11 protein-coding genes are annotated in these 14,461 nt (G+C 72.9%); 5 read left to right on the plus strand and 6 right to left on the minus strand.

What is annotated here, in order from left to right:
- The first annotated feature begins 10 nt into the window (after positions 1–10).
- On the plus strand, positions 11–1,642 hold the full coding sequence (locus tag ACQPY4_RS03100; RefSeq protein ID WP_433332172.1) for a TerD family protein: 1,632 nt from the start codon (positions 11–13) through the stop codon (positions 1,640–1,642).
- Entirely contained in the window at positions 1,643–5,473 is a 3,831-nt protein-coding gene (locus tag ACQPY4_RS03105; protein WP_433332174.1) for an NACHT domain-containing protein, read from the plus strand.
- Here the strand turns inward: ACQPY4_RS03105 and ACQPY4_RS03110 are convergent.
- Genes ACQPY4_RS03110 through ACQPY4_RS03130 form a run of 5 tightly spaced genes read right to left on the minus strand, consistent with a single transcriptional unit; the run spans position 5,464 to position 9,966 of the window.
- A complete protein-coding gene (locus tag ACQPY4_RS03110; protein WP_433332176.1) occupies positions 5,464–5,952 on the minus strand; it encodes an isochorismatase family protein in 489 nt (162 codons plus the stop codon). The genes ACQPY4_RS03105 and ACQPY4_RS03110 overlap by 10 nt on opposite strands.
- A gap of 36 nt (positions 5,953–5,988) precedes the next feature.
- On the minus strand, positions 5,989–6,366 hold the full coding sequence (locus ACQPY4_RS03115; RefSeq protein ID WP_433332178.1) for a RidA family protein: 378 nt from the start codon (positions 6,364–6,366) through the stop codon (positions 5,989–5,991).
- A 15-nt stretch (positions 6,367–6,381) separates the two neighbouring features.
- Positions 6,382–8,385, minus strand: a complete 2,004-nt coding sequence (locus ACQPY4_RS03120) for a family 20 glycosylhydrolase (RefSeq protein ID WP_433332180.1) — start codon at positions 8,383–8,385, stop codon at positions 6,382–6,384.
- A gap of 3 nt (positions 8,386–8,388) precedes the next feature.
- Positions 8,389–9,285, minus strand: a complete 897-nt coding sequence (locus ACQPY4_RS03125; protein WP_433332182.1) for an SGNH/GDSL hydrolase family protein — start codon at positions 9,283–9,285, stop codon at positions 8,389–8,391.
- A gap of 45 nt (positions 9,286–9,330) precedes the next feature.
- Entirely contained in the window at positions 9,331–9,966 is a 636-nt protein-coding gene (locus ACQPY4_RS03130) for a TetR family transcriptional regulator (protein WP_433332184.1), read from the minus strand.
- A gap of 167 nt (positions 9,967–10,133) precedes the next feature.
- On the opposite strand from ACQPY4_RS03130, the gene sph reads away from it, so the two are divergent.
- The 3 genes from sph (at position 10,134) to ACQPY4_RS03145 (ending at position 13,330) form a co-directional block, all read left to right on the plus strand.
- Positions 10,134–11,078, plus strand: coding sequence for a sphingomyelin phosphodiesterase (sph, locus tag ACQPY4_RS03135; protein ID WP_433332186.1), 945 nt, complete (start codon positions 10,134–10,136; stop codon positions 11,076–11,078).
- A 132-nt stretch (positions 11,079–11,210) separates the two neighbouring features.
- Positions 11,211–11,975 carry an ABC transporter ATP-binding protein gene (locus ACQPY4_RS03140; protein ID WP_433332188.1) on the plus strand — a complete coding sequence of 255 codons (765 nt, stop codon included), beginning with the start codon at positions 11,211–11,213 and terminating at the stop codon, positions 11,973–11,975.
- A gap of 2 nt (positions 11,976–11,977) precedes the next feature.
- The gene (locus tag ACQPY4_RS03145; RefSeq protein ID WP_433332190.1) at positions 11,978–13,330 is read left to right on the plus strand and encodes an FtsX-like permease family protein; all 1,353 of its coding nucleotides are present in this window, start codon (positions 11,978–11,980) and stop codon (positions 13,328–13,330) included.
- A 69-nt stretch (positions 13,331–13,399) separates the two neighbouring features.
- Here the strand turns inward: ACQPY4_RS03145 and ACQPY4_RS03150 are convergent, their stop codons facing one another.
- On the minus strand, positions 13,400–14,422 hold the full coding sequence (locus ACQPY4_RS03150; RefSeq protein WP_433332192.1) for an NADP-dependent oxidoreductase: 1,023 nt from the start codon (positions 14,420–14,422) through the stop codon (positions 13,400–13,402).
- Positions 14,423–14,461: the final 39 nt, after the last annotated feature.

The raw sequence follows: 14,461 nt of genomic DNA on the forward strand, positions 1-14,461 counted from the left end.
CGATCACGCGATGACCGAGCTTCCGCGCGGCGCCAACACGCGGCTGCCCTCCCGCAGGGTGGCCGCCACCGTCTCCTGCGCCGTGCCCGTCGACGTCAGCGCCCTGACCGTGGGCGCCGACCTGCGGGTGCGGTCCGACTCCGACCTGGTGTTCTACAACGCCCCCGAGTCCCCCGGCGTGCGCTGGGCCGACAGCGGGGGACGCCAGCGCATCGACCTCGATCTGGACGCCGTCCCGCCCGACGCGCAGGCGGTGCTGATCGCGGTGAGCCTGAGCGGCACCGGGACGTTCGGCGCGATGCCGCCGCCGCAGGTGCAGCTGACCTCCGGGGCGGGCGGGCCGGTGGCCTCGTTCACCGTGGCCGGTCTCGGCCAGGAGAAGGCGATCATCGGGCTGGAGATCTACCGCCGGGCCGGTGACTGGAAGGTCCGCGCGGTCGGCCAGGGCTACGGCGACGGGCTGGCCGAGCTGCTCACCGCCCACGGCGTCGACGTGGACGACCCGGGCGAGCAGGCCCCGCCGCCGCCCGTCACCGTCATGGGCGGGCCCCCGCCGCTCCCGCCCCCGTTGCCGTCCCACACGTCCCCGCCGTCGGCGCCGCCACCGCCCGCGCATCCGCCCTCCGACTCCAACGAGGTCGGCTACGTCGACCGGTGCTGGCTGGTCTGGGAGGACGCGAGCCGCTCGCTGGCCTCGTTCCGCTCCTCGACCGACCACGCGCTCACCATCCGCAACGACGAGGTGTCCGGCCGGGTCCCGCGCGGACGCTACGACCAGCTGATGGCGGCGGCCTCCGAGCGGCTGCGCACCGACGCGGCGCAGCTGCGCGACGAGCTCGCGCGGGTCGAGCCGTACGTGACGGCCGAGGTCGCCCCGTTCGACGGCCCGGCATGGCTCACCTGGCAGCCGCGCACCGACCTGGCCGAGGGCGTGCTGCTCGGCCGGGTGTCCACCGCCGAGCTGCCCGACCTGCGGGTCCCGCTCGTCCTGCGGCTGCCCTGGCGGCGCGGGGTGTGGATCTCCCGGGGGACGATGCCCGGCGACTCGGCGGCCTTCGCCTGGTCGCTGGTCACCCGGTTCCTGTCGGCCGTCCCGCCGGGGCTGGTCGGCGTGGAGGTCATCGACGCGGCGGGACTGTCGGGCGCCGGATGGCTGAACGACTTCGACCCGGCCACGCGCGGCACCCTGCTCGGCGGCGGCGTCGCCATCGGGACGGGCGCGGCCGAGCGGATGCGCCGCCTGCTCGACCTGGTCGATCTGCGCCGCATCGGCGCCGACGAGAACGAGGAGCCCGACGGGCCGCCGGTGCGGCTCGTGGTCATCTTCGACGCGGGCTCGTCGCTGGAGGGGGAGCAGGCCCACCAGCTGCTGCGACTGGTCGAGGACGGCCCGCTGGTCGGCGTCCCGGTCATCCTGGTCGAGACCGACACCCCCGCGCCCGACTCGGTGCGCGCGGTCCGCGTGATGCAGATGTGCAACAGCCTGCCGTCCAGCGAGGGCAGCCTGGCCGACTCCTGGGTCGGCACCGACTGGACGCTCACCCCCGACGTCATGGCCGACTCCGTCGGGGGCACCCGTCCGCCGTCGCTGTTCTCCCACGTGGTCAACACCCACGCCCGCACCCTCGCGTCCTACGACTGAGTGGAGGGCGAGAACGTCTTCTCGGGCGCCGCCGACCGGGTCGTCCAGGTCGGCCAGGTGCACGGCGACCTTGTCTTCGGCGCCGAGGACGCCGGGGCGCCGCCGTTCGCGGCGCTGATCCCGGCGGGCCTGGTCGAGGGCGACGCGGTCATCGGACGCGACGCCCAGTTCGGCGAGGTCGTCGAGGCGGTGGCGGGACGCGACGGCGGCTACGTCCTGGTCGAGGCCCCGGCGGGCTTCGGCAAGACGACCTTCGCCGCCGAGCTGTGGCGCCGCCTGGAACGGGACGGCCGCCCGGACGTCGCCGGTTTCTTCGTCCGGAGCCACCGGGGCGACGACCCGGCGGCGTCCTTCCTCGGCGCGGTCTGCGCGCAGCTGCGGGCGCTGCTCGCCCGGCGCGCCGGCGACCTGGACACGCTGTGGACGGCCGCGGCCGAGCGGGCGAGCGCCGACCGGCCGCTGCTGCTGATCGTCGACGGGCTGGACGAGGCGCCCGCCGTCCACGGCCTGCTCCCCGAGACCGTGCCGCCGCACGTGCACGTGCTGGTCACATCCCGGCCCAGCCCGGACGCGACGGGGCTCGTCCCGCCGGGGCATCCGCTGCGCGCGGCCCGGCGGGTGCGGCTTCCGGAGTTCACCGAGGACGACGTCCGCCGCCTGCTGGAGGCGTTCACCGCCGAGCGCGACCTGGCCGCCCGGGTCCTGGCGGCGACGCGCGGCGAGCCGCTGCTGGCCCGCTGCACCGCCGAGGACATCGCCAGGCGCGGCCCCGAGGTCCTGGACGCCTACGCGCGCGAGCGTCCGTCGGGTGTGCGCGACTACTTCCACTGGCAGTTGCGCGGGCTGGAGGCGGCGGCGGCCGACGACGCGACCTGGGACGTCCTGGCCCTCCTCCTGGCGGCGCGCGACGGGCTGACCGCGCTGGAGCTGGCCGACGTCCTCGGCCTGCCCGCGCACCGCGTCCGCCGCGCGATCGAGCCGATCGGCCGCTTCCTGACCGGACGCGAGCGGCACGAGCTGATGCACGCCGAGCTGTCGGCCGCCCTGGCCGAGCGCTTCTCCCCGGCCGAGCGGCGCGCCGCCGAGGCCCGGCTGGTCGCCTGGTGCCGCCGGTACGCCGAGGCGGGCTGGCCCGACGACACCCCCGACTACATCGCCTTCTGGGGAACGTCCCACCTTCTCGGCGACCGCGGGCTCGCCCGGCGCCTGGTCGATCGCCGCTGGCTCGAACTGCGGATGGCACGCACCTACTCGGCGGCCTCCTTCACCGCCGACATGCGCGCCGTCCTGGACGCCCACGGCGCCGACGACACCCCCGAGGCGATCGGCACGGCCCTGGCCGGGGTGAACGCCCGAGGCATCGTCACGGCCGTCCCGACGGAACTACTGGGAATCCTGGTCGAGGTCGGCGAGGGGGCCAAGGCCGAGGCCCATGCCGCGCTGATCGAGGACGCGGCCGTGCGCAGCCGGGCCTTCGAGGCGATCGCCGCCCGGCGGTGGCGCAAGGAGGAGCACGCGGCGGCGCGCCGTGCCCTGGGACGCGCGGTCGCGGCGGCCGACCAGCTCGACGGCGAACGCTGGGCACGCGAGGAACGCCTGACCGAGCTGGTGCTCACGCTGCTCGACGCCGGTGCCCGCGACGAGGCCGCGGGCCTGCTGCGGTCGCGTCCCGGCCACTTCGGCTGGACGGCGGTCGGCCGCCTCGCCGGGCCGTTGGTGCGGGCCGGGCTCGACGCCGTCGTCTTCGAGCTGCTCGACCGCCCCGGGATGGGCCAGGCGTACGGCGAGGTTTGCCTCGCGCTCGCCGAAAGCGGTCACCTGGAGCGCGCGCTCGGCCTGACCGACCGATTCGCCGATGCCGATCACGCGCCCGCCACCTTCGCCAGGCTCGCGATCCTGGCCGCCGACCAGGGCGAGCCCGCGACCGCGCATGACCTCGCGATGCGGGCCGACCGGGCGGGGGAGACCGGACGGCCGGTCATCCAACCGGTCGTGGAGAAGAACCTGGTGTTCCTGTGCGGCGCGCTGACGCGCGTCGGGGAGGTCGGCCGGGCACTGTCCCGCCTGACGACCGTCCCTCGCTCCGGGCACGGATCCCGGCACACGGTCCCGGAGGCCGACTGGTCCGGCATCGGCTGGAGCGAATTCTCCGGCTGGGCCCCGGGAGCCCCGCTGCGCGACGCCGTCTCTCTCATGGCGGCCCAGGCTGTCAAGGGTGGCATCCCGTTGGAAGAGGCGCTGGGAAGTGCCCACGTCAAGGTCGCCGACCAGCTGCGGGCCGCCCTGGCCATCATCGTCGGCGGCCCGGAAACCGCGATCGCCGCCATCGAGGGCCGGATCGAGGTGCTGATCGCGCGGGCGAACGCGGCAGTCGCCACCGATTCGGCGCGGGCCGTACGCTTCGCCCGCGAGCTCGTCGGGCTTGGTGCCGCCCTGGAGTACCCGGACGGTCTGAAGTCCCTGGCCGTGTTCCGCGCGGCGGCGACGGTGCTGGCCCGCGCCGGTGCCCGCGAGGAGGCGTTCGACGTCGCGGACCGGGTCCCGACGAACAACCTTGAGGCCGACGCGACCTTCGAGGGGCTGGCGGAGGTCCTCGGTGAGCTGGGGGACGAGCGGGAGATCGCGCGCTGGCACGCGCTGAAGCCCCGCGTGATGTCGGTGTTCGGCGCCGCGGTCCTGCCCGGCTCGCGCGAGGCGGTGCGCGCCCTGGTGGCCGAGCGCGACGGCTCCCGGTCCTATCGTGCGGTCAAGGCCGCCCTGGACGCCCGGACCGAAGCCGAGTTCGAGGCCGCCGTGCCCGCCTTCGACGCGCTGCTCGGCGACAGGGCCAGGGCGATCGTCGTGGCGATCGGGGAGCTGCTTCGGGACGGCCGCGTCCCTTTCGCGCGGCGGCTGGCGGTCCATGGGCTGGCGGCGGCGTCCGCCCAGCCGCTCGGCGATCGGGAACGGTTCCTGGCCCCGGCCGCCAGATACCTTGCGCTGAACGGTGACATCGAGCGGGCCTGCGCGCTGGCCCGCCGGGGGGACCGCTGGTGGCACCGCGCGCCGACCCTGGCGCGGATCATCGCGGACCTGCTGGACGCGGGCGAGACCAGCGCCGCACTCGGCGTCCTGAACGGGGCCACCGAAGCCGACGGCGGCCCGGAACTCATGAAGCAGATCGTAGAGAGGCTGTTCCTGGGCGGGATGTCCGAGCACCTTGTCCACCTGGGGCCCGCGGCCGAGCCCGCCATCCCGGTCGCCGGGGAAAGGCTCCAGCACCGAGCGGCGTCGGAGGAACGCCTCGCCGCACTCGTGGCCGCCCCGGACGGCACCGATCCCGGCAGCCTGGAAGGGCTTCCCGGGGTGCGCGAGACCGTCGAGCGGCTGATCCGCGCGGGCCGGCTGAGTACGGCCCTGAACGTCGCCTACAACGACCGGCCATACGGAGGGGACGAGCCCTGGGCGCCGGCCTGGGCGGAGGTCGCCGTGCTGGCCGCCGAGATCGCGACGGCCGCGTACCCGTCCGACCCGGACTGGGCGGGGGAAGTGGTGGAGCAGGCCGAGGGGTTCGCCGAGCGGCGCACCGGATGGCCGCGCGACGCCGGGTCGGAGGCCAACAAGGCCAGGGCGCTGGCCGCGCTGGCGGGATTCCCCGGCAGACCTCCCGCCGAGGCGGCCGAGATGTTCGTGTCGGCCCTGCGGATCACGCTCGGCTGGAACCGCTTCGTGTTCTTCAGCGTCCTGGAGGCGGGCCTGCCCTACCTGTCCCGGCTGGACGACGGAGGGGCGCTCGACCGCGTGCTCGACGTCGTCTTCGCGACCGACGCGTGGTGGTCGGCTCAGAGGTAGTCGGCGGTGACGCGCACCGTCCCGAACCGGGGGAAGATCTTCCGCACGGTGAACTCGTGCTCGTCGGCGGCGAAGCCGGACATGGCGTCCTCGACGAACTCCACCTCGTACCCGTGGTCGACCGCCGCCCGCGCGGACGACTCGACGCCCATCGTGGTGACGAGCCCGCCGAACACCAGCGTGGACACGTCCCGCTTCTGGAGCTCGTCGTGCAGCTCGGTCCGGTGGAAGGCGCCGATCGCCCGCTTCACGACGAGCACGTCGCCCGGCTCCGTCAGCCCCTCGGCGAACCCGCTGCCCGGCGGCTGTTCGGGCACGCCGGGCCGCTCGACCCGAACCAGCACCACGGGCCTGCCCGCGGCGCGGAACGCCCCGGCCAGGGATCGGCCGCGCTCCAGCACCTCGTCACCGGTGTGCGGAGCGACGGGGAGCGCGACGATGCGCGGCATCAGATCGACGAGGATCAGGGCGGAGGTCATGATGATCATCATATGGACCGACATGCGGCCCCGAGGTCAGGACGTCTCGATGGCGTACGCCTCGATCTCCACCTTCATGGCCGGGTCGATCAGCCGGGTCACCTCGACCAGCGTGGCCGCGGGCCTGATCTCGCCGAACACCTCGCTGTGCGCCCGCGCGACCTCCAGGCGGTCGTCGATGTCGGTGACGTAGGCGACGGTCCGCACCACGGCCTCGACGCTGGAGCCGACGTCGCGCAGCGCCTTGTCGATGATGGCCAGTGCCGACCGCGCCTGCTCGTAGGTCCCGGCGCCTTCGAGGTCGGGATGCCGCGCCGTCGTCCCGGAGACATGGATCTGGTCCCCGACCCGCACCACGCGGCAGTAGCCGTAGGTGTCCTCGAACGGCCCGCCCGAGCCGATGTTCTGCCGCATATGGGGCTCCCTTCGTCACGGGGAGCCTACTGAAGGCGCTTCGGACGGAGCGTCGCGGCGGCCGTCGCTTCCGGCCGTCCACAGGTCGATTTCCGCCATGCTCGCGTAGGCGCCGGTCGGGCCGTGCTCGGCCAGGACGCGCAGCCTGACGTAGCGTCCGGTGACCGGCCTGGAGAACGCGACGGGCCGGTCGAGCTCGTCGTCCGGGAAGGCGCCGCTCGCCACGGGCTCGCCCCACCGGTCCGGGTCGTCGCTCACCTGAAGCTCGTACCGGGCGACGCGGCCGTTGACGCCGTCCTGGCGGGGCTGGTGGCGCCAGCCGCCCAGGGACCGGGACGCCCCCAGATCGATCACGATCTCGGCGGGGAGCGACCGGCCGAGCCAGGGCGTGTGCCACAGGGTCGCCGGGTCGTTGTCGATGGCGTTGCGGGCGGCGCCGTCCTGGAGGACCGTCTCCTGGCCCGAGACCGACACGACCCGCCAGCCCGTCTGCGAGAGCAGGGTCGGGGCGCCCGGCGGCGCGTCGCCCACCCGGTCCACGCGGTCGAGGAAGGCGGGGAGACCGGTCTCGCGCGGGCCGCCCCAGGTGCGGTCGGCGAGGGCCTGGAGGGAGCGCCGCGCCCAGAAGTCGAACCACGCGGGTGACTCCTCGTGCGCCCGGTCCGACCAGCGCGCGAGCCGGTAGCCGCGGATGTTGGGATGCTCGGGGAACGCGTACTTCTCGTAGACGTCCTTCGGGTCGGAGCGTCCGTACAGCCCGGCCGTCTGCCTGGCCCACCCCGGGGCGACGTACAGGACGCCGTCCTGGGCCCCGACCATCTGGTACCCGGCCTCGGCCCGGTCGACCACGCTCGCCTTCCAGTCCACGATCTGGATGTCCTTGTCGGGGACGATCGAGGTCTTCTGCCCCTCGTCCCAGCCCGTCCAGGCCTGCGCGGTCTTCCCGTGCGCGCGGACCTGGGCGTTCAGGTCGTTCATGAACTCGACGAACACGTCGGCGGCGTAGGGGTATCCCCGGGCCTTCTGGTACGCGACGAGTTCGGGGCAGCGGTCCTGGTCGCGCGGCGGCGGGACCTCGTCGCCGCCGATGTGGAACTCCCGGCCCCGGAACAGCGGGATCATCTCGTCCAGCAGCGTCTTGACGAACGCCCGCGTCCGGGGGCGGGTGACGTCGAGCGTCCAGCCGCCCCTGTCGGCGCCCTCCCACAGCGAGAGCGAGGGGTAGGACATCGAGCGGCACGCGAACGCGAACCCCGGGTCGTACCGGCTGATCGCCACGGCGTGCGCCGGGAGGTCGATCTCGGGGACGATCGTCACGTGGTGCCGGGCCGCGTACTCCTGGAGGTCGCGGATCTCGGCCTTGGTGTAGGACTCCGGCGCGGCCAGCCCGGGGAACCGGTCGCTCTGGACGCGGAACCCGTTCCAGTCGTTGAGGTGCAGATGGAAGCGGTTGAGCTTGTACCAGCCCATCCGCTGGATCTGTGCCTTGAGGTAGGCGATGGGGAAGTGCTTGCGGCCGACGTCCAGCATCTGCCCCCGGTCGGAGAAGCGCGGCCCGTCCTCGGCCCGGCCGCGCGCGACCGAGCGCCGCGCCGGGTCGGCACGCAGCATCTGGAGCAGGGTCCGGGTCCCGTAGAAGGCCCCCGCGGCCTCTCGGGCCCGGATCGTCACCCGGTCGGTGACCTCCAGCCGGTACCCCTCCGCCCCGGCGTCCGGCGCGTCCAGCCGCAGCGCCACATCGCCCGGTTCCGGCGTCCCGACCACGGCGGCGAGCCGGGGACCGCCGTCGGCCGCGATGTCGTCCGCCGCGCGCTGGGCCAGCGCCCGCGCGTTCTCCGCCGCGGCCACCACCCGGGACGCCGACGTCAACGTCAAAGCGCCCGTCCCCCCGTCCCACTGCCGCAGCGACGGCACCACGACCGGCGCGCCGTTCGCTTCGCGGGCGGACGCGCATGGTGACAGCGGGATCGGGAGGACGAGGGCCGCGAGGACAACCAGCCCGGCGCGAGGCGTACGCATGGCTTAACCGTTGACCGCGTCGACGACGCGCTCGGCGACGGCCCTCATCCCGGCCGCGTTGGGGTGGGCGGGGGTGGAGGGGTTGGCCGGGATGACGGGTTCGACCCAGCGGACGTCGGGCGCCTGGCAGGCGTCGTGACCGGGTGCGGCGACGTCGACATAGGTGGCGCCGGCGGCCCTGGCCTCGCGGTCGAGCATCTGGTTCACCGCGGTCAGCACGCCGTGGCCGTAGGGGACGTCGCCGCGCGAGAAGGGCAGGAGCGGCCAGCAGCCCTCGGTGGCGGGGATGGCCATGAGATAGCCGACGACCAGGACCTTGGCCTTGGGTGCCCGCTCGCGGATGCCGCGCAGGACGGCGGCGACCTTGGGCGCGACGGCGTCGATGCGCTGGCGCATCTGGTCGGTGCCACCCGAGGTGAAGTACCTGGTGCAGGGCGCGCCGTTGAGATCGGTCGCGCTGAGCAGGCCGCAGGTGGTGATCATGTCGAGCACCTTGACGTCGTTGCCGCCGATCCCGAGCGTGACGAGCGTGGTGTCGGCGGTGAGGGCGTCGAACTGGGGCGGCGCCGAGCCGAGGCCGAGCGGCATCGGCTGCGGGCGGGTCATGTGGGTCGTCTCCGCGCTGCTGCAGCTGGCGTCCTTCAGCGTCTCGATGCCGAGGGCCTCGGCCGTGAGCGAGGGGTAGTTGGCCGACGAGCGCAGGCACAGCTTCGGTTCGCCGACGACCGGGCCGGTGAACGCGCCCGCGACGTAGGAGTCGCCGAGCGCCACATAACGTCCGCCAGCGGCCTGGGCGGGCACTGAAGAAAGGCCGACCGTGCATGCGGCGACCGAAACGGTGACTGTGAGACGGCGGAGGAGATTCTTTCGGCGGACGGCGGCGCGGCTGTTTTCGGGCATGGCGAATCCTGCCTTCGGGGGGTGGGGGTTGGTGAAGGAGGGGGATCAGGAGGTGGGGGCCGGGAGATCGAGCCCGGTGGCGGTGAGGTCGAGCGCCTCGTTCAGGAGGTTCACGCACTCGGAGACGGCGAGGTCGGTTCCGGTGATCCATTCGGTCAGGGCGACGCGGAGGGCGCTCATGGACTGGGCGGCGATCAGGCGGGGACGCAGGTCGCGCGAGCCGGGGTCGAGCCCGGCCCGCAGGGCGACGCACCGCGCGAGCTCCTGCTCGCGCCGGTGGTAGCGGTAGGTGTTGGCGGCCAGCAGGGACGGGTTGCTGAAGATCAGCATCTGGACGCGCTGGGTGCGGCCGAAGTCGCCGATCCCCTCGTCGGTGGTCAGCAGCCCGACCAGGGCGTGGCGCAGCGCGGTCAGCGCCGACTCCCCGGCGGGACGGGACTCGAACGCGTCCAGGAGCTCGTCGAACACCCGGTCCTCGTGCGCCAGCACCACCTCCTCCTTGGAGCCGAAGTAGCGGTGGAAGGTGCGCCGCGACACCGGGACGGACGCGGCGATCTGCTCGACGGTCGTCTCCTCGTAGCCCTGCTTCTCGAACAGGGTCAGCGCGGCGTCGGTCAGCGCCTGGCGCGTGTGCGACTTCTTCAGCTCACGCAGGCCCTGCGGCTCCTCGTTGGACGACATGCCAACAAGGTAGAGCACAAGTGACTCACCGGTACAGATGCCACAGCCAGAAAAATGACTCGCTGAGACACTTTTTCTGTTCAGGAACATGAAACTCATTCGGGTATTGACCCCGGTCCGGGCGCTGAGCATGATCTAGCCGCCCCACTCCACAGAGAGGCCCCACCATGAACGCGTTGAAGCGGCTGCTGGCGGCGTCCGGCTGCCTGTCCCTCGCCCTCGGAGCCGTCGCGATCCCCGCGTCGGCGGCCGCCGAGCCGCCGCCGCTGAAGGTCATCAGCTACAACCTGATGCTGCTGCCCGTCGCCGGAACCGGGAACCAGACCCGCGCCGACCTGCTGGCCAAGGCCGGCCTCCTGCGCGACTACGACGTCATCGTGCTCCAGGAGATGTTCCAGAACGGCGTCTCCGACCCGTTCCTGGACGGCCTCGCCGGGAGCCATCCGCACCGGACGCCGGTGATGGGCCGCTCGAAGTCCGGCTGGGACCAGACCCTCGGCGACTACTCGGCGCTGACCCCCGAGGACGGCGGCGTGGTCGTCCTGTCCAAGTACCCGATCACCAGGAAGATCCAGTACGTCTACGACGACGCGTGCGGGGCGGACTGGTGGGCCAACAAGGGGTTCGTCTACACGACCCTCGACGTCGGCGGCACCCCGGCGCATGTCGTCGGGACGCACGCGCAGGCCACCGACAGCACGTGCTCGACCTCGCCCGCCGCGATCCGCAGGAGCCAGTTCACCGAGCTGGACGCGTTCCTGGACGGCCGGAGGATCCCCGCCGCCGAACAGGTCCTGATCGCGGGCGACTACAACGTCGACCGGTTCGACGGGACGAGCGAGTACCGCGACACCCTGGCCCTGCTGGACGCCGCCGCCCCGTCCTACGCCGGGCACTCCTACTCCTGGGACCCGGTGAAGAACGCCTTCACCAAGTTCAAGTACCCGGACTACGACACCCCCGAGCACCTCGACTACGTGCTCTACCGCAAGGGGAACGCGCACCCGTCGTCCCCGGTCGTCCGGACGCTCACCCCGCAGTCGCCGCCCTGGACGAGCGACGGCCGCACCTTCACCGAGTTCAGCGACCACTACCCGGTCACCAACGGCTGACCGGGCGCCGTCCGGGGGTAGGGAAATGCCTACCCCCGTTGGCGTCTTGAGCCCATCGTTGGGAACTCCGGCCGTCCATAGCTTTGTACCTGGAAGCGCACCGCACGGGGCGCGGTCAGGGAGGTAAGGCGAATGAACGGGCATGAGGCGCTCCGGCTGGAGTCGGTGCGCAAGGTTTACGGGGACGAGGGCAACCAGGTCGTGGCGCTGGACCACGTTTCGCTGTCGCTGCCGACGGGTTCGTTCACCGCGGTGATGGGCCCCTCGGGTTCCGGCAAGAGCACGCTGCTCCAGTGCGCGGCGGGCCTGGAGCGTCCGACCGGCGGGCGGGTCTTCGTGGACGGCGCCGAACTGGCCGGGGAGAGCGAGACGGCGCTGACCAAGTTCCGCCGCGAGCGGATCGGCTTTGTGTTCCAGCAGTTCAACCTGTTGCCGACGATGACCGTCCTGGAGAACGTCCTGCTGCCGATGCGGCTCGCGGGCAAGAAGGCCGACACCAAGCGCGCCGGGGAGATCCTGGACCGGGTCGGTCTGGGCGATCGGCTCGGCCATCTTCCTTCGGAGCTTTCGGGCGGCCAGCAGCAGCGGGTGGCGATCGCCCGCGCGGTCGTGACCCAGCCCAAGGTGCTGTTCGGTGACGAGCCGACCGGGGCGCTGGACACCCGCAGCGCCCGCGAGGTGCTGGGCCTCCTGCGGGAGGCGGTCCGCGTTTACGGGCGGACGATCGTGATGGTCACCCACGACCCGGTGGCGGCCTCGTTCGCCGACGGCGTCCTGTTCCTGGCCGACGGCCGGATCGTGGGCCAGATGGCCGACCCGACGGCCGAGGCCGTCGCCCAGCGCATGGCCCACCTCGGCGACGAGACCAACGGCCGCCCGAACCTGGTGGGGGTGTGACGATGTTCCGGATCGCGATGCGGTCGGTGCGCAAGCGGACCGGGTCGTTCGTGGCCTCGTTCCTGGCGATGTTCCTCGGTGCCATCATCGTGATGGCCTTCGGCTCGATGCTCGACATCGCCGGCGGCGACGGTGTGCCGGACACGGCCAAGGAGACCCTGTTCATCATGGGCAACGTGGTGGGCGGCTGGGGCCTGATCCTGGTCGTCTTCGCGGTGGTCTCCACGCTCACGCTGTCGGTCCGGCAGCGCGGCGCCGAGATGGCCCTGCTCAAGAGCGTCGGCGCGACCCCGGCCCAGCTGGGCCGGATGATCGTCGGCGAGGCGGCCGCGCTGGCCGTGGTGGCCGCCGCCCTGGCGGTCGTCCCGGCGATGGTGCTGGGACGCGGCCTGCTCGGCATGCTGCACGGCACCGACCAGGTTCCGGACTCGGTCGGCTACTCTTTCGGCCCGATCGCCCTGTCGATCGGCATCGGCGTCACCTTCCTGTCGGCCGTCGCCGCCGCGGCGGTCACCGCCAGGCGGGTCGCCAGGACCGGGATCAACCAGGGCCTGGACGACACCGGCAGCGTGCGGATGACCAAGAAGCGCGTCATCTTCGCCGGGATCTTCCTGGCCCTCGCCCTCGACCTGGCGGTCGTGACCTCGACCGTCATGAAGGACAAGGGCACCGACGCGATGGCGACCTCGGGCCAGGCCGACATCTTCGCGGCCCTCGGGCTGGCGTTGCTGGCCCCCTGGTTCCTGCGCAGGATCGTCGGCGCGGTGGCTCCGGCGCTGCAGCGGATGGGCGGGATCTCCGGGGCGCTGGCGGCCAGCACGCTGCTGCGCCGCAACGGGCAGATGGCCTCGGCCGTCACCCCGATCATCCTGTTCACCGGCATCGGGGTGGGCACCCTGTACCTCCAGGAGATCGAGAACAACGCGCTGGCGGCCGCCGGGATGAAGGCCACGGTCGAGAGCAAGAACATCGAGACGCTCAACTTCGTGGTCATCGGAATGATCGTGCTCTTCACGGCGATCATGCTGGTCAACACCCTGATCGCGGCGACCACCTACCGCCGCCGCGAGTTCGGGCAGCAGCGCCTCACCGGCGCCACGCCCGGCCAGGTGCTCGGGGCGGTCGTCCTGGAGAGCACGGTCCTCACGGTCACCGGGGTCGCCCTCGGCTCGGTCGCCGCGCTCTTCACGATCATCCCGTTCTCGATCGCCAGGACCGGCGACGCGCTGCCGGAGGGCGACCCGGGCATGCTGCTCGCCGTCGCCGCCATCGCGGCGGTGCTCACCCTGGCCACCGCGTACGGCACGGCTCGCCGGGTGGTCTCCACCCCCGCGGTGGAGGCGGTGTCGGTCTGAGAGGCGCTCCGAACGGCACATCGGCGGAGGGGCGGTCGCGATCTCGCGGCCGCCCCTTCGGCATCGTGATCAGTTCCCGTTCGTGGTGTGCCGGACGAGCATCTTGCCGGTGTTGGCGCCCTTCAGCACGCCGAGGAACGCCTCGGGGGCGCGCTCGAAGCCGTCCACGACGGTCTCTTCGGTGTGCAGGGTGCCGTCGGCCAGCCAGCCCGCCGCCTTGCCGATGTATTCGGGGAAACGGTCGAGATGGTCGGACACCAGGACCCCGCGCAGGGTGAGCCGCTTCTTGACCGCCACATAGAGGTTGCGCGGGCCGGGGACCGGGGCGTTGTACTCGCCGACCATGCCCACCAGCGCCGCCCGGCCGTGGTCGTTGAAGGCGTCGATGGCCGCCTCCAGATGGCCGCCGCCGACGTTGTCGATGTAGACGTCGATGCCTTCGGGTGCGGCTTCGGCCAGCCGGTCGGGGAGCGACCCGGCGCGGTAGTCGATCGCGGCGTCGAAGCCGAACGTCTCCACCAGCGTCCTGCCCTTCTCCGGACCACCGGCCGAGCCGATCACCCTGACCGCGCCGTACTGCCGGGCGAGCTGCCCGGCGACGCTGCCGACCGCCCCCGCCGCGGCGGACACGAACACCACGTCGCCCTCCTTGACCCGGGCGATCTCGGTGACGGCGAGGTAGGCGGTCAGCCCGGTCGTCCCGAGCGCGCCGAGGTAGTCCTGCGGACGGGCGAGGCCGGTGTCGACGACGACCGCCGAGGCGGCGTCCAGCAGCGCGTACTCGCGCCAGCCGAGGAAGTGCGACACCGTCGCGCCGACCGGAATCCCCTCGGCCCGCGAGGCGACCACCTCGCCGATCGCGCCGCCGTCCAGCGGGGCGCCGAGCTCGAAGGGCGGGATGTAGGACTCGGCGTCGTCCATGCGTCCGCGCATGTACGGGTCGACCGACATCCAGGTGTTGCGGACCAGGATCTGCCCCTCGCCCGGGTCGGGCACCCGGGTCTCGGCCAGCTCGAAGTCGTCCAGCGTGGGCTCCCCGTCGGGACGGGAGGCGAGCCGGAACTCGCGGCCGATGATCACATTCTCGTTCATGGGTCCCACTGTGCTTCCGGGCGCTTCAGGTCTTCTGTA

The sequence above is a fragment of the Spirillospora sp. CA-294931 genome, assembly GCF_050946795.1.
In the GTDB taxonomy this organism is placed as follows: Bacteria; Actinomycetota; Actinomycetes; order Streptosporangiales; family Streptosporangiaceae; genus Spirillospora.